General features: G+C 73.0%; 13 protein-coding genes and 1 riboswitch. Of the genes, 8 read left to right on the top strand and 5 right to left on the bottom strand.

Annotated features, from left to right (window positions below):
- Positions 1-24 precede the first annotated feature (24 nt).
- Positions 25-303 carry an Lrp/AsnC ligand binding domain-containing protein gene (locus tag OG871_RS11730; RefSeq protein WP_371496626.1) on the bottom strand — a complete coding sequence of 93 codons (279 nt, stop codon included), beginning with the start codon at positions 301-303 and terminating at the stop codon, positions 25-27.
- A 43-nt stretch (positions 304-346) separates the two neighbouring features.
- Positions 347-1129, bottom strand: coding sequence for a rhomboid family intramembrane serine protease (locus tag OG871_RS11725; RefSeq protein ID WP_371496625.1), 783 nt, complete (start codon positions 1127-1129; stop codon positions 347-349).
- A gap of 147 nt (positions 1130-1276) precedes the next feature.
- Here OG871_RS11725 and OG871_RS11720 point away from each other — a divergent pair, with 147 nt between their 5' ends.
- The 6 genes from OG871_RS11720 to OG871_RS11695 all read left to right on the top strand — a co-directional run bounded on the left by OG871_RS11720 (position 1277) and on the right by OG871_RS11695 (position 8728).
- Positions 1277-1552 carry a hypothetical protein gene (locus tag OG871_RS11720; RefSeq protein ID WP_371496623.1) on the top strand — a complete coding sequence of 92 codons (276 nt, stop codon included), beginning with the start codon at positions 1277-1279 and terminating at the stop codon, positions 1550-1552.
- Positions 1553-1871: 319 nt separating this feature from the next.
- A complete protein-coding gene (locus OG871_RS11715) occupies positions 1872-3227 on the top strand; it encodes an NYN domain-containing protein (RefSeq protein WP_371503282.1) in 1356 nt (451 codons plus the stop codon).
- A 190-nt stretch (positions 3228-3417) separates the two neighbouring features.
- Entirely contained in the window at positions 3418-4446 is a 1029-nt protein-coding gene (locus OG871_RS11710) for an NlpC/P60 family protein (RefSeq protein ID WP_371496621.1), read from the top strand.
- Between the two features lie 388 nt (positions 4447-4834).
- A riboswitch (cyclic di-AMP (ydaO/yuaA leader) is annotated at positions 4835-5022 on the top strand.
- A 10-nt stretch (positions 5023-5032) separates the two neighbouring features.
- The gene (locus OG871_RS11705; RefSeq protein ID WP_371496620.1) at positions 5033-6118 is read left to right on the top strand and encodes an NlpC/P60 family protein; all 1086 of its coding nucleotides are present in this window, start codon (positions 5033-5035) and stop codon (positions 6116-6118) included.
- Between the two features lie 250 nt (positions 6119-6368).
- The gene (locus tag OG871_RS11700) at positions 6369-7433 is read left to right on the top strand and encodes an NlpC/P60 family protein (RefSeq protein WP_371496618.1); all 1065 of its coding nucleotides are present in this window, start codon (positions 6369-6371) and stop codon (positions 7431-7433) included.
- Between the two features lie 20 nt (positions 7434-7453).
- Entirely contained in the window at positions 7454-8728 is a 1275-nt protein-coding gene (locus OG871_RS11695; protein WP_371496617.1) for a hypothetical protein, read from the top strand.
- Here OG871_RS11695 and OG871_RS11690 read toward each other — a convergent pair.
- Together OG871_RS11690 and OG871_RS11685 are read right to left on the bottom strand one after the other, a co-directional pair.
- Positions 8725-9657, bottom strand: coding sequence for a carbohydrate kinase family protein (locus OG871_RS11690; RefSeq protein ID WP_371496615.1), 933 nt, complete (start codon positions 9655-9657; stop codon positions 8725-8727). The two genes, OG871_RS11695 and OG871_RS11690, sit on opposite strands and share 4 nt — an antisense overlap.
- Positions 9658-9761: 104 nt before the next feature.
- On the bottom strand, positions 9762-11141 hold the full coding sequence (locus OG871_RS11685; RefSeq protein ID WP_371496613.1) for a glycosyltransferase 87 family protein: 1380 nt from the start codon (positions 11139-11141) through the stop codon (positions 9762-9764).
- A gap of 234 nt (positions 11142-11375) precedes the next feature.
- Between OG871_RS11685 and OG871_RS11680 the strand changes: the two genes are divergently transcribed.
- On the top strand, positions 11376-12512 hold the full coding sequence (locus tag OG871_RS11680; protein WP_371496611.1) for a glycosyltransferase family 4 protein: 1137 nt from the start codon (positions 11376-11378) through the stop codon (positions 12510-12512).
- Between the two features lie 62 nt (positions 12513-12574).
- On the opposite strand, the gene OG871_RS11675 is transcribed toward OG871_RS11680, so the two are convergent.
- Positions 12575-14368, bottom strand: a complete 1794-nt coding sequence (locus OG871_RS11675; RefSeq protein ID WP_371496609.1) for a long-chain fatty acid--CoA ligase — start codon at positions 14366-14368, stop codon at positions 12575-12577.
- 294 nt (positions 14369-14662) lie between these two features.
- On the opposite strand from OG871_RS11675, the gene OG871_RS11670 reads away from it, so the two are divergent.
- Complete coding sequence (locus tag OG871_RS11670) at positions 14663-15097, top strand: SRPBCC family protein (protein WP_371496607.1); 435 nt, start codon at positions 14663-14665, stop codon at positions 15095-15097.
- Positions 15098-15109 lie beyond the last annotated feature (12 nt).

Genomic DNA, 15109 nt, shown 5'->3' with positions numbered 1-15109 from the left:
GGCCCGCGGACGCTCCGCCCCTGGCTACTCCAGGCCGAGGGCGAAGGCGGCCTCGAGGTCGTGCTGGGAGTAGGTGCGGAACGCGATCTGGGTCTCGGTGTGCTCGACCCCGGGCACCTTGTTGACCTGGCCGGGGATCACCTCGGCCAGGTCCTCGTGCTGCCGCACACGGACCATCGCCACCAGGTCGTAGCTTCCGGTGACCGAGTAGACCTCGCTGACGCCCTCGATCGCGGCGATCGCCTCGGCGATCTCGGGGATCCGGTCGACGCTGGTCTTGATGAGGACGATCGCGGTGATCACGGCTGGGCTCCTGTGTGAGGGGACGGGCCCAGCGTATCCGCCGTCAGGTGGGCCGTCTGCTGCCTCGCGCACTCCCGGCCCAGGCGATCAGCCAACCGGTCGCGAAGCCGATCACGTGCACCAGGTACGCCACCCCGGAGCCGCCGGCCCGGACCGACCACCACTGCAGGGCGAACCACAGGCCCAGCACCAGCCAGGCCGGGAAGCGCAGCGGGAGGAAGAGGAGCACCGGCACCAGGGTGGTGACCCGGGCCCTCGGGAAGAGCCGCAGATACGCACCGAGCACCCCGGCGATCGCCCCCGAGGCGCCCACCAGGGCCCGGACCGCCTCGTCCGAGTGCGCCTCCGCCAGCGCGTAGCCGTAGGTGGCCAGGTAACCGATCGCCAGGTAGCAGAGCAGGAACCTGACCCGTCCCAGACGCTCCTCCACCCCGGGGCCGAAGACGAACAGGAACAGCATGTTGCCGAGCAGGTGCAGCCAGCCCGCGTGGACGAACAGCGAGGTCAGCACCGACAGGACAGGGCTCTTGCCGGGGGTCGGCAGCAGCTCGCAGCCGTCCGTCGCGGGGGACAGCGCGCGCAGCTGACCGGCGGTCAGCGGGTGCCGCTCCAGCAGCTCGACCGGCACCGCGCCCCAGCGCTGCTCGTACCGCTGCTCGGCGCAGACCCGGGCGTCGCCGGTGCCGTAGACCGGGTTCAGGCCGAAGCTGGGGCCGCACAGCAGGACCAGGGCGCTCAGCGCGATCAGGGTGAAGGTGACCACCGGCGGCCGCCCGGGCAGGGCGGCGCGCGGACGGCCGACCCGGGCGAGAACGGGGAGCGCCATTCCCGGAGCATTCCTCCGGGCCGGGCGGGCGACACCGTGGTTACCGCGTACGGGTGAACGGATGTTCGCGGGTGGCCGGTGATCGCGCGCCGAGGCGCAGGCAATAGGCTTGAGGGCCCGGAACAGGGACCATCCGAGAGGACCTCGATGACCATCGCCGCCCCCACCGCCGAGACCCGCTGGCGCTGCACGCTGTGCGGCAACCTCACCCGCTTCGACGTGACCCGGTCGGCCCGTGTGGTCGAGTACCTGCACTTCGACCTGGCCGGCGAGTCAAAGGTGGAGGAGACCGAGGTGCTCAGCGAGACCCTGGAGTCGGTGCGCTGCCGCTGGTGCAACGCCGTCGACCAGGTCGAGCTGGTGGCCCGTCCGGGCGCCGAGGAGAGCACCCCGGAGAGCGCCGGGGAAGAGCCCGGGGCCTGACCCGGCCGGGCCCCGGCAGCCGACCGCCGGGCCGGATCCCCGCGGGGTCCCGGCCCGGCCCGCCCGGCACCGATGTGTGGCGTGCTGTCGGTGGGGCACGGTAGACGGGACAATTGCAGAGAGCGGTGAGTTCCGGGGCGGCGGCAGACGGCCGTACGGACCCCGCCGGACCAGGATCGGAGCCGAGGACGTGGTGGACGCAGCGAGGGGGCCCGCCGAGCCGCAGGGGCAGCAGCCCGCTGCGGAGCCGGTGCTCCCCGGCACGGACGAGACCGTCCCCGCGACCGAGGCCGACGAGGCGGCGCCCGAGGGCGAGGCGGTGCCCGGCGGCGAGGCGGTGGCCGACGACGGCCCCAAGGCCGCGCCCGAGCACCTGGACCGTCCGCTGCCCGAGGGCGTCCGCCGCCGGGTGGTCGGACTGGCGGCCGACGCGCTGGGCGGCATCCCGTCCGCCGACCTGCCCGCCTCGCTGCGCCAGTACGCCAAGTTCACCCCCGCCCGGCGGGCGAAGTACGCGGGTACGGCGCTGGCCGCCGCGCTGGAGGCCGACCCGGTCTTCCGGCTGCGGATAGCCGACCGCCTGCGGCTCGGCCAGCCGGACCTGGTGACCGCCCTGGAGTCGGGCACCGTCCCCGGCGCTGCCGACCCGATGGACGTCGCCGCCGGCGCCTACCTGCTGCGCACGGTTGGCTGGACGCGCGTGGTCGTCGAGGCCGGCGAGGAGGTCGAGCGGGCCGGCGCCGAGGGCGCCGCCGCCGAGGCGGCCCGGCTGGTGGAGAAGCTCCAGGAGGAGCTGGCCGAGGTGCGGGCCACCGCGCGGGCCGACCTGGACCGGCAGCGGGCCGAGGCGGAGGGCGTCCGCAAGGAGGCCGAGTCGCTGCGCAAGCGGGTCCGCAGCCTGGAGAGCGACACCCGGCGGGCCCAGGCCGAGAGCCGCAAGCTGCAGGGCGAGCTGGAGGCGCTGCGGACGGCGGGTGCGACCGAGCGCAGCGCCGCGGAGAGCGAGGCCCGGCGGTTGAAGCACCGGATCACCGAGCTGGAGACGGCGGTCGAGGCCGGCCGCCGTTCGGCGCGCGAGGGCCGCACCGTGGAGGACATGCGGCTGCGGCTGCTGCTGGACACCGTGCTGCACTCGGCGCAGGGGCTGCAGCGGGAGCTGGCGCTGCCGGTCGCCCAGCTGCGTCCGGCGGACCTGGTGGACGCGGTGGCCCCGGTGTCGGCCTCGCCGAACGACGTGGCCAGGCGCGGCCTGGCGGAGGACGACCCGGCGCTGCTGGACCAGCTGCTGGCGATCCCGCAGGTCCATCTGGTGGTGGACGGGTACAACGTGACCAAGTCCGGCTACCCGGCGCTGCCGCTGGAGCAGCAGCGGCTGCGGCTGCTCGGCGGGCTGGCGATGCTGGCGCAGCGGACGCAGGCCGAGGTGACCTGTGTCTTCGACGGGCAGGATCTGGACGTTCCGGTGATGATGGCGCCGCCGCGCGGGGTGCGGGTGCGGTTCAGCCGGACCGGCGAGACGGCGGACGAGCTGATCCGGCGTCTGGTGCGTGCGGAGCCGCAGGGACGTCCGGTGGTGGTGGTGTCCACCGACAAGGAGGTCGCGGACGGTGTCCGCCAGGCCGGTGCCCGTCCGGTGGCCTCGGTTCTGCTGCTCAACCGCCTGGCCCGGGCGTGATTCGGCTGATCTCCCGTCAACCGCCGGTGGCCTGGTTGTGTCCATCGCGTGAAATCCCGTGGCGGGTAGGAAGTTCGTTCCGGTAGGGGAGTGGCGCCGGAGCATGATCTTCACTAGGGTCTGGCGTCAAACCTATATTCCGGACTTTCGCTCATTCGAGTGAGTCCAGCAGGAAGAAGGAGCAACCCCCTTGGCCTCCCACCGCCGTCCGAAGCAGCCGAGCCGCGCACGGGTGACCGTGCTGACCGCTGCAGCAGCGACCGCGGTCGCCCTGTCCGCCCAGGTCAGCGCCCACGCGGCGCCCGCCAAGCCGAACAAGGACGAGGTCAAGGCGCAGGTCGACAAGCTGCTGGAGGAGCAGGAGCAGGCCGCCGAGCGCTACAACGGCGCCAAGGAGCGGTCGGACCAGCTGCGCAAGCAGGCCGACCAGCTGCAGGACCAGGTCGCGCGCGGCCAGGGCCAGATGACCGAGCTGGCCTCCGGGCTGGCCGCGGTGGCCGGCCAGGAGTACCGCTCCGGCGGCATGGACCCGTCGATGCAGCTGATGCTCTCCACCAACCCGGACGGCTACCTGGCGCAGGCGTCCAGCTTCGAGCAGGCCGCCAGCACCCAGGCGGACACCCTGAAGTCGCTGAAGGACCAGCAGCGCCGGCTGGACCAGCAGAAGCAGGAGGCCGCGGCCGTCCTCGCCGAGCTGGACCGCAGCACCCAGGCGCTGAACGACGCCAAGACCGAGGTCCAGTCCAAGCTCAAGGACGCGCAGAAGCTGCTCAGCCAGCTCAGCGCGGCCGACCGGGCCGCCGTGATGGGCGACCGGGCCTCGCGCAGCGACGACCGCTTCGACCTCTCCAACCTTCCCGCACCCGGCGGCTATGCCGCCGTCGCGGTCGATGCCGCGATGAGCAAGCGCGGTTCGGCCTACGTCTGGGGGGCCACCGGCGCCAGCACCTTCGACTGCTCGGGTCTGATGGTCTGGGCCTACGCGAAGGCCGGCGTCTCGCTGCCGCGTACCTCGCAGAGCCAGGCGACCGTCGGCACCAACGTCGGTACCAACGTCGCCAATGCCCAGCCCGGCGACCTGGTGATCTACCACAACGACGCGCACCACGTGGCGATGTACATCGGCAACGGCCTGGTGGTGCACGCCCCGCGCACCGGTGACGTGGTCAAGGTGATGAAGGCCGACGCCATGCCGATCAAGACCATCCGCCGGGTCTGAGGCAGGTATCCGGCGCGGGCCGACGCCCCGTCCACCCCGTCCCATTTCGGACATTTGCCCTGTTCAAGGGCTAACTGACGCTCCATGACACGCCCGGACCGGGTCGAGATCCCGCTGTGATCTCCGACACGTCCGGGCGTTTCATTTTGCGACCATATGCTGAATATTTATCAGCCCTGGGTAGGGGTTCTGTCACTGTCGGTCGTAATCCCAATCGAACATGGCAAGGATTCCGCCTTTTTTCTGACAAGGATTTGAACGGATCACGGATGGGTTACTAGGGTCAGGTCACGGACCGCCGCCCAGTCGTCCACCCAGCCGGGTGGCAACGGTGGTCGCCGCCGAGTCCGAGAAGCAGCTGGGCAGCCTGACTGCCCACGGGGAAGCCCCTGTCGGGGTGCTGCGTATCGGAGCCGGGGAACCACGTTCCTCGGGGTGAATCGGCGCCAGGTCGACCGCCGGAGCGGTGCGCGGACGTGGTCCGCGTGCCTGACGGGCAGTCGGTGAGGCGTTGTAGGGCGTGTCTTCCGGCCCGAACCCGTCAGCTCACCCGGTAGGCGGTGTGAGGAAGAAGGAGTCCGCCTTCGTGGCGTCCCATCGTCGTCCCAAGCCCGCCGGCCGGGCCCGTGTCTCGATTCTGACCGCCGCTGCCGCCACCGCCGTGGCGCTCTCGTCGCAGTCCGGCGCGCACGCCGACCCGGCCCCGACCAAGGACCAGGTCAAGGCTCAGGTCGACGCTCTCAACGAGCAGGCCGAGGTCAAGACCGAGGAGTTCAACGCCGCGGTCGAGAAGGAGCAGAACCTGCAGAAGCAGGTCTCCCAGATCCAGGACCAGGTCGCCCGGCAGCAGGCCCAGGTGAGCACCATTCAGGGCAGCCTGGGTGAGATCGCCGCCGAGCAGTACCGCACCGGCGGGATCCCGCAGACCGTGCAGCTGATGCTCTCGGCCAGCCCGGACTCCTTCCTCAACCAGGCCGGCGCGATGAACCAGGTCGGCAGCTCGCAGGCCGACGTGCTCAAGGCCTTCAAGGACGAGCAGGGCAAGCTCGACCAGCAGAAGCACGAGGCCGAGCAGAAGCTCGCCGAGCTGGACGCCACCACCAAGCGGCTCAAGGCCGACAAGGAGGAGGTCCAGGCCAAGATCGCCAAGGCGACGGCCCTGCTGGAGTCGCTCTCCCAGAAGGAGCGCGACGAGCTCGCCGCCGCCGAGGCCAAGGCCGCCGCGGAGGCCAAGGCCAAGGCCACCGCCGCCGCCCCGAGCACCGAGCGGGCCTCCCGCGACTCGGCCCGCACCGACGTGGCCGTCAACGTGCCGGCCGGTACGCACGCCGCCGCCGCGATCGCGGCCGCCCAGTCCAAGCTCGGCAGCCCGTACTCCTACGGTGCGGCCGGCCCGAGCAGCTTCGACTGCTCCGGCCTCATGAAGTGGGCCTACGCGCAGGCCGGCGTGTCGCTGCCGCGGACCTCGCAGGACCAGCGGGGCGCCGGCACCAACGTCGGTACCAACATCGCCAACGCCCAGCCGGGCGACCTGATCATCTACAAGAGCGACGCCAGCCACGTCGCGCTGTACGTCGGCAACGGGCAGGTCATCCACGCGCCGCACACCGGTGCCGTGGTCCGCTACGAGTCGGCCACCATGGCGTCGATCAACGCGATCGTGCGGCCCTGACCTCGCCTCACCTCCGTCCACCGGCCCGGCCCTCCCCGTGAGGGCCGGGCCGGTGGCGTTGTGGCCGCCGGCCTGCGGCGGGACCGCGCGATGGGGCAGCTGTCCGATTAGTGGTCAAATATTCGCTACTGGAGGGGTTTGGACTAGCTCGCCATGACTCGCTAACGTCTGCCCCCGGACCTCCGCACGGACGGCCGCCCACCCCCGGGCGGCGGCGGTGGCCCGGCCGCAGGAACGGAGTCGCCGAAGCATGACCGTGCACCGCCGTCCCCAACTGCCAGGCGTCCGGCGGCTCGCCCGCGCACTGGCCGTCACGGCCGCGGCCACCACGGCGCTGGGAGTGACGGTCGCGGGCAGCGCCCAGGCCCTTCCCGGCCCGCCGGCCGAGCCGATCGCCAAGAAGGACGTCAAGGCCCAGGTCGACCAGCTCTACGACGAGGCCGAGCAGGCCTCGGAGCGATACAACGCGGCCCAGGAGTGCCAGCGGCGCCTGCAGACCGAGGCCGCCGCGCTGCAGAGCCAGATCGCGGGCGGCCAGGAGGAGCTCAACCGGCTGCGCCAGGACCTCGGCGCACTGGCCGGTGCCCAGTACCGCTCGGGCGTGATGAACCCGGGGGTGCGGCTGATGCTGGACTCCGACCCCGCCGCCTACCTGGCCCGGGCCCGCGCGCTCGACCAGGCCACGGCCCGGCAGAACGACACCCTGCGCCAGGTGCTGGACCGCCAGCGCCGGCTGGACCAGCGCCGCGACGAGGCCACCGCCAAGCTGGCCGAGCTGGAGGAGGTGCGCCGCTCGCTGGCCGAGAGCAAGTCGGAGGTCCGCCAGCGGCTGCTCAAGGCCCAGCGGCTGCTGAGCAGCCTCGGCGCGGTCGAGCGGGCCCGGATGGTGGCCGACGACGCCAGGGCCGCCGAGCAGCGGGCCACCCGCGGCACCGACCGCCTCGACCTCGGCGATCTGCCGCCCTCCTCCGGCCGGGCCGCCGCCGCGCTGGCCGCCGCCGTCAGCAAGATCGGCTCGCCGTACGTCTACGGATCGACCGGCCCCCGCGCGTTCGACTGCTCGGGTCTGATGTACTGGAGCTGGCGGCAGGCCGGAGTGACCCTGCCGCGGACCTCGCAGGCCCAGGCCTACGCGGGGCAGCGGATCAGCCTCGGCGAAGCACGGCCCGGAGACCTGGTGATCTTCTACAAGGACATGCACCACGTCGGCATGTACGCCGGCGGCGGCGTGGTGGTGCACGCGCCGTACCCGGGTGCCCAGGTCCGCTACGAGAGCGTCAACGCGATGCCCGTCGCCGGGGTGGTACGGGTCTGAGCAGCGAGCCGGAACAGCTGGTGACGAACCTGCCCCCCGAGCCCGGGGCGGGGCGTCCGGTGCTGTCCCGGCGCGCCGCGCTGCTGCTGGCCGGGGCCGGGGTGGCCCAGCTCTCGCTCCCGTTGCTGCGTCCGCCGCGCCCGACCGCCGCTGCCGGGCCGCCCGCCGCCGCCCTGCTGCGGCCGGTGGTCGAGGAACTGCTCGCGGCCAGGGCCGCTGCCCTGGTCGGGCGGGACGGCGCGGCGCTGGCGGCGGGCACCGCCCCGGCGGCCCGCCCGGTCCAGCAGGAGCTGCTGGACCGGATGGCGCAGGTGCCGCTCGCCGCGCTCTCCTACCGGCTGACCTCGTTCACGGAACCGCCGGCCGGCGCCGACCGGATCTCCGTCGCGGCCGAGCTCGGCCACCGGCTGACCGACCTCGACCAGTACCCGGCGGTGCTGAACCGGCGCCTGGAGCTGGTCCGGCTGGCCGAGGGCTGGCGGCTGGTCTCGGACGAGCCGGTCGGCGCCCCGGCCCTGTGGGACCTGGGCCGGGTGAAGGCCGTGCGCGGCAGCCGCTGCCTGGTGCTCGGGCTGGGGGCGGACCAGGACCTGGCGGGGCTGGCCGGCCGGGCGGACCAGGCGGTGCCGGCCGTCGAGGCGGTCTGGGGGGACGCCTGGCCCGGCCGGCTGCTGCTCCAGCTCCCCGCCACCGAACTGGAGTTCGCCGCCCTGCTGGACGTCCGGCCGGAGCCCTACCAGGGCATCGCCGCCGTGACGGTCGCCGCCGGCGGCGCCCCGGAGCACACCCCGGCGGACCGGATCGTGGTCAACCCGGAGGCGTACCGGGGCCTCAGCGAGCTGGGCCGGCGGGTCGTCATCACCCACGAGGCCACTCATGTCGCGACCCGGGCCGACACCCGCGGCTGGACCCCGATGTGGCTCTCCGAGGGCGTCGCCGACCACACCGCCTACCTCGGCTCCGGGCGCACCGCCCGGCAGATCGCCCCGGCGCTGGCCCAGGAGGTGACCGCCGGCCGGATGCCCGCGGTGCTGCCCTCCGACGCCGACTTCACGGCCGGCGCCGACCGGATCGGCCAGGCGTACGAGCTCTCCTGGCTGGCCTGCGACCTGATCGCCCGAGACTTCGGGGAGCGGACCCTGGTGGGGCTCTACCGGGACGTCGGCGCGGCGGGCCGGCCCGCCGCGGGGGAGAGCGCCGACGCGGTGCTGGACCGGCTGCTGCGCGGGCGGCTCGGGATCGGCGCGGCGGAGTTCACCGCGCGCTGGACTGCGGAGGCGGCCCGGCTCGGCTAGGGGTGCTCGGTCAGGGCGCGGTCGGGCTGCTCCGCCGCCAGGGCGGCCGCGAGCGGCTCCGGGCCGATCAGCGCGGTGTGGGTGCCCGCGCGGGTGCAGGCGTACGCGCCGGCCACCGCGCCGGCCCGCATGCAGGCCTCCGGCGGGTGCCCGGCCAGCCGGCCGGCGAGGAAGCCGGTGACGAAGGCGTCGCCCGCGCCGTTGCTGTCCACGATCGGCAGCCCCGGGTCGGCCGGCGGGAAGTGCCGGACCTCGTCCTGTTCCCGGGTGAGCAGGTAGCTGCCGTGCTCGCCCGCGGTGGCGACCACCAGCTCGGCCCGGCCCTCGGCCAGCACCGTGCGCATGACCTCCTCGTGCCGCCCCCGGCAGCCGGCCGTGGAGAGGAAGACCAGGTCGGAGTTGAGGGCGTAGAAGCGGTGGTGGTCGTTGGCGCCGTCCCAGGCGTGCAGGTCGGTGGAGCAGCTGAGGCCCAGGCGGCGGATGTCGGGGTAGAGGTCGCGGTTGACGCCGGTGATCGACAGGTGCACATGGCCGGCCCGCTCCAGGAACGGGAGCCAGAACTCCCGGGGCAGTCGGAGCCCGGCGGGGTGGCGGCCGTCGTAGAAGGACAGCCGCCGGCCGGCGGCGTCGACCAGGTTGACCCCGCGCGGGGTGCCGGCGGGGGAGACCAGGTGGCTGAAGTCCAGGCCGTGCCGGCGGTAGGCCGCCAGCACCAGGGCGCCCTGCGGGTCGTCACCCAGGAAGTCGATGAACTTGGTCCGCAGGCCCAGGGTGTGGCAGCCCAGCGCCACGCCGTTGCCGGTGTGGCCGACGTAGTCGTGGACCGGGGGGACGTGCACCGAGTCGCTGTCCGGCAGCTCCATCCGGTCGACCCGGACGATGGTGTCCACACCGACTCCACCGACGACCAGGACCTCGTACTCGGACATGTGGCATCCCCCAGGGCTGGACGGCGGGCCGGACGGCTCCCGATGGTGTCAGGGGAAACCCGCCGCTGCAAGACTTTGCAGCAAGTTTCAGTTCGAAGCCCGGATCAGGAGGCCGTGCCACGCCCGACCGGCTGGTCGAGCCCGTCCAGCAGGGCCTGCTCGTACGCGATGCCGGGCCGGACCGGGTAGCCCACGGGGGTGGGCTCGGCGGTCGGCAGCACCACCGTGGTGGCCGGCTCGACCCGCCGGGTGGACCGCCACAGGCGGCGGCAGGAGATCAGGGTGGCCGCCAGCAGCGTCAGGTTCCGCGCGCTGATCACGGCGACGCCGAGGGCCTGGCTCCGCTGCACCTGGCCGAAGAGCAGCGGGAACTCCAGCGTGGTGAGCACGGCGGCGACCAGGATCAGCACGGCCACCGGCTTCTGGCTGGTGCCCCGGACGGTCAGGCAGACCGCGGCCAGGCCGATCAGCCAGATCATGTACTGCGGGCTGATCACCCGGCTGGTCACGGTGAACACCAGCAGCGCGGCCAGGGCCGCGTCGAACGGGGTCGCGGCCTGCCAGCGGGTGGCCCGCAGCCGCCAGACCAGCAGCCAGCCGAAGCCGATCGCGGTGCCCGCCAGTGACAGTTTGGCGATCACCGGCACCCAGGGGCCGAGCATCTCCTGGGCGCCGTAGTTCATCGTCACCTGGCCGTCCCAGCTGCCGAACAGCCGGGCGAAGTGCAGCGGAAGGGCGCCCAGGGACTCGATCTCGATCCCGCGCTCCTTCTGGAACTTCAGGAAGTCGAACGCGCCGTTCATCCCGGCGGTGAGCAGGAAGCCGAGCGCCGCGGCGGTGGCGACGGTGGCCGTCCAGGAACGTCTCGTCCGGCGCCCGCGCGGGGTGCCGGTCAGGGCCAGCACCGGCCAGACCTTGATCAGGGCGCCCAGGCCGAGCAGCAGGCCGCCGAGCGCCGGCCTGCGCATCACGGCCAGCAGCCCGACGACCGTGATCGCGGTCACGATGATGTCGTACCGGCAGTAGACCGTCGGGCCGAGCAGCGGCACGCCGACCACCCACATCCAGGCGCCGGTGAAGCTGCGGCCCCTGCGGGCGCCGACCCGCATCAGCAGGCCCATGGTCAGCAGGTCGAACAGCCCGCACAGGACGAAGAAGGAGACCAGGTACGACCAGGGCAGCACGCCGGGAAGCATGATCACCAGGGCCGCGCCGGGCGGGTACTGCCAGGTCACGTCGTCGAGCGGGAAGGTGCCGGTGCGCAGGACCTCGAACCAGCCGTGGTAGATCACCGAGACGTCGGTGCTGACGTCGGCGTTGGAGATCCTGAGGATGCCCAGGACCATCAGCACGATCAGCACCCGGGTGGCGATCCAGCCGGCGCCCAGGCCCCACAGGGCCCCGCCGGCCGGGGTCGGAGTCGAAGGGGGCAGCGCGGTGCTGCCGGCGCTGCGCTCGGCTCTGCCGACCGGGGCCAACTCCACGACTCTCCTTCGTTCGTCACACACGTCACAGGCGGACACCACGGGACGGACGCCCGGAAGGGCTCCGCACCGCGGTGCGCACTGCCTGCTTCCCCCGGGCCCACCTGCTAGGACCGACCCCGAGCGAAAACGGTTGCGCGGGCATGCTTCGTTCCCGACGCGCCGGGGTGTTGACCTATGGTACGGATCAGTGAGCGGTACACCGAGCACCCCCCGACCGAGCGAGCCGTGGCAATGCACAAGACCCTGATCGTCACCAACGACTTCCCGCCCCGGCCCGGCGGCATCCAGGCCTTCGTCCACAATATGGCCGTCCGCCAGCCGGCGGGCAGCATTGTGGTCTACGCCTCGACCTGGCGGGACGGCAGCGAGGTGGCGAAGTTCGACGCGGAGCAACCCTTCCCGGTGATCCGCGACCGGACGAAGATGATGGTCCCCACCCCGCGGGTGACCCGGCGGGCCGCCGAGATCCTCAAGGCCGAGGGCTGCAGCTCGGTGTGGTTCGGCGCGGCCGCGCCGCTCGGGCTGATGGCCCCGGCGCTGCGCCGGGCCGGGGCGGACCGGCTGCTCGGGATGACCCACGGGCACGAGGCCGCCTGGGCCCAGCTGCCCGGCTCCCGGCAGCTGCTGCGCCGGATCGGGGCGGGCACCGACACCCTCACCTACCTCGGTGAGTACACCCGCTCCCGGATCGCCGCCGCGGTCGGCCCGCAGGTGGCCGATCGGATGGTGCAGCTGCCGCCCGGCGTCGACGAGCAGACCTTCCGCCCGGACTCCGGCGGGGCCGCGATCCGCGAGCGGCTCGGCCTCACCGACCGTCCGGTGGTCGTCTGCGTCTCGCGGCTGGTGCCGCGCAAGGGGCAGGACACCCTGATCGCGGCGATGCCGCAGATCCTGGCGGAGGTCCCGGACGCGGTGCTGCTGATCGTCGGCGGCGGCCCGTACCGGGGGGAGCTGGAGAAGCTGGCGGACGCCACCGGGGTGCGGGCGTCTGTGCGCTTCACCGGCGCGGTGCCCTGGGAGGAGCTGCCGGCCCACTACGGCGCGGGCGACGTCTTCGCGATGCCCTGCCGGACCAGGCGCGGCGGTCTGGACGTGGAGGGCCTCGGCATCGTCTACCTGGAGGCCTCGGCGACCGGGCTGCCGGTGGTCGCCGGCGACTCGGGCGGCGCGCCGGACGCGGTGCTGGAGGGCGAGAGCGGGTACGTCGTCCCGGGCCGCTCCGCCGAGGTGACGGCCGAGCGGATCGTCCGGCTGCTGCAGGACGAGGCGCTGCGGCGCCGGATGGGCGAGGCCGGGCGCCGCTGGGTCGAGCGCTCCTGGCGCTGGGACCTGCTCGCCGGGCGGCTCACCTCGCTGCTGGCCGGCTGAGCCCGGACAGGGGACGGCCCGTCCGCTCCGGGTGGAGCGGACGGGCCGTCGGCGTGCTCGCCTCAGCGCTGGTAGAGCGCCTCGACCTCGCCCGCGAAGTCCTTGAGGACGACGTTGCGCTTGAGCTTGAGCGAGGGAGTGAGGTGGCCGCTCTCCTCGGAGAAGACGGTGTCCAGCAGACGGAACTTCTTGACCGCCTCGGCGGCCGAGACGGCCAGGTTGCCCTCGTCGACCGCGGCCTGCAGGGCGGCCAGCAGATCGGCGTCCTCGCGCAGGTCGGTCAGGGTGGCCTCGGCGGGCTTGCCGCTGAGCTCCTTCCACTTGGGGAAGAACTCGGGGTCGACGGTGAGCAGGCAGGCGATGAAGGGCCTGCGGTCGCCGACCACCATCACCTCGCCGACCAGGGCGTGGGCCCGGATCCGGTCCTCGATCACGGCGGGGGCGACGTTCTTGCCGCCCGCGGTGACGATGATCTCCTTCTTCCGGCCGGTGATGGTCAGGTAGCCCTCGTCGTCCAGGGTGCCGATGTCGCCGCTGGCGAACCAGCCGTCGCGCAGCACCTCGGCGGTGGCCGCCGGGTTGTTCCAGTAACCGGTGAAGACCTGCGGGCCCTTGAGCAGGACCTCGCCGTCCTCGGCGATCTTCACGGCGGAGCCGGGCATCGGCTGGCCGACCGTGCCGATCTTCGGCTTGTCGTGCGGGTTGAAGGCGATCGCCGCGCAGGTCTCGGTCAGGCCGTAGCCCTCCAGCACGGTGAAGCCGATGCCGCGGTAGAAGTGGCCGAGGCGCTCGCCGAGCGGGGCGCCGCCGGAGATCGCATGGGTGCAGCGGCCGCCCAGCGCCGCGCGCAGCTTGCTGTAGACCAGCCGGTCGAAGACCGTGTGCTTGATCCGCAGCAGCAGCGGGATCCGCCCGGCGTCCAGGGCCCGGCTGTAGGCGATCGCGGTCTCGGTGGCCTTGTCGAAGATCGCGCCCTTGCCGTCCGCCTGGGCCTTGGCCCGTGCGGTGTTGAAGACCTTCTCGAAGACTCTCGGGACGCCCAGGATCAGGGTCGGCCGGAACGAGCCGAGCTCGGCGGTGACGTTCTTGATGTCGGAGACGTGGCCGAGCTTGATGGGGGCGATCGCGGCCGCGATCTCGGCGATCCGGCCGAGCACGTGGGCCAGCGGCAGGAAGAGCAGGGTCGAGCCCTCGCCGGTGCGGAACAGCGGCTCCAGACGGGTGGTCACGTTGCCCAGCTCGGAGATGAAGTTCCCGTGCGTCAGCTGACAGCCCTTCGGGCGGCCGGTGGTGCCCGAGGTGTACACGATGGTGGCGAGCGAGTCCTCGGTCGCCACCGAGCGGCGCTCGGTCACCGTGGCGTCGGTGACCTTGGCGCCGGCCTCGGCCAGCGCGGCCAGCGCGCCGGCCTCGATCTGCCAGGTGTGCTCCAGCTCCGGCAGCTCCTCGCGAAGCCCGGCCACCAGCGCGGCGTGCGCGTCGGTCTCGGTGACCACGGCCACGGCGCCGGAGTCGCCCAGGATCCAGCGCACCTGCTCGGCGGAGGAGGTCTCGTACACCGGGACGGTGATCGCGCCGGCGGACCAGATCGCGAAGTCCAGCAGCGTCCACTCGTACCGGGTCCGGGAGAGCACGCCGACCCGGTCGCCGGGCCCGATGCCGGTGGCGATCAGGCCCTTCGCCGCCGCGTGGACCTCGGCCAGGAACTGCACGGCGGTGACGTCCTGCCACCGGCCGTCCACCTTGCGCCCGAGGACGGCCACGTCCGGGTGCAGCTCGGCGTTCTGGTGGACGAGGTCGGAGAGGTTACCGCCGCTCGGTACCTGGTAGCGGGCCGGAAGGCTGAACTCGAGCAAGACTGCTCCTCGTCTGCGACGCTGCGGGACGGCAGGACGTTACTGCCCGGTAGGTCGTTTGGGCCAGGGGGTTGCCTTCGGTGTTCCGATAGTCACACCCGTCACCTCTGACGGACCAGGTCAGCGCCGGTCCCACCGGCACCTTACGGCAGGCCCCGGGTGACCCACGGGTAGCGGGTGCACCGACCATCTCCGTCGGCCGCCGGCCGGCGCCGCAGGGGCGGCGGGCCGCCCGCCCGCCGTATCGCGATAGCCTGCCCTGGGCGCACAGCTGAAGAGACGCGGAGGGCCGTCATGGCGGAGCACACCAGGTCGAGCATCATCATCGACGCCACCCCGGCCGAGGTCATGGCCGTGATCGCGGACTTCGCCGCGTACCCGGCCTGGACCGGGGAGGTCAAGGAGATCGAGGTGCTGGCCACCGTCGACGGCGGCCGTGCGGCCGAGGTGCGACTGCTGCTGGACGCCGGGGCGATCCGCGACGAGCACGTGCTCGCCTACACCTGGGACGACGACCGCGAGGTCTCCTGGACGCTGGTCAAGAGCCAGATGCTCCGCGCCCTGGACGGCTCCTACGCGCTCGCCCCGCTCAAGAACGGCAGCACCGAGGTCACCTACCAGCTGGCCGTCGACGTGAAGATCCCGATGCTCGGGATGATCAAGCGCAAGGCGGAGAAGGTCATCATCGACCGGGCGCTCGCCGGCCTGAAGAAGCGCGTGGAAGGCTGACCGGCCCCACCA

The sequence above is a fragment of the Kitasatospora sp. NBC_00374 genome (genome assembly GCF_041434935.1).
Taxonomy (GTDB): domain Bacteria; phylum Actinomycetota; class Actinomycetes; order Streptomycetales; family Streptomycetaceae; genus Kitasatospora.
This window is presented reverse-complemented; position numbering and strand designations above follow the sequence as displayed.

What these genes read in the sequence shown, in the direction of transcription:
- OG871_RS11725 (WP_371496625.1), bottom strand. Translation starts at nt 1,129, where the DNA reads ATGGCGCTCCCCGTTCTCGCCCGGGTCGGCCGTCCGCGCGCCGCCCTG.
- OG871_RS11720 (WP_371496623.1), top strand. Translation starts at nt 1,277, where the DNA reads ATGACCATCGCCGCCCCCACCGCCGAGACCCGCTGGCGCTGCACGCTG.
- OG871_RS11700 (WP_371496618.1), top strand. Translation starts at nt 6,369, where the DNA reads ATGACCGTGCACCGCCGTCCCCAACTGCCAGGCGTCCGGCGGCTCGCC.
- OG871_RS11690 (WP_371496615.1), bottom strand. Translation starts at nt 9,657, where the DNA reads ATGTCCGAGTACGAGGTCCTGGTCGTCGGTGGAGTCGGTGTGGACACC.
- OG871_RS11680 (WP_371496611.1), top strand. Translation starts at nt 11,376, where the DNA reads ATGCACAAGACCCTGATCGTCACCAACGACTTCCCGCCCCGGCCCGGC.
- OG871_RS11670 (WP_371496607.1), top strand. Translation starts at nt 14,663, where the DNA reads ATGGCGGAGCACACCAGGTCGAGCATCATCATCGACGCCACCCCGGCC.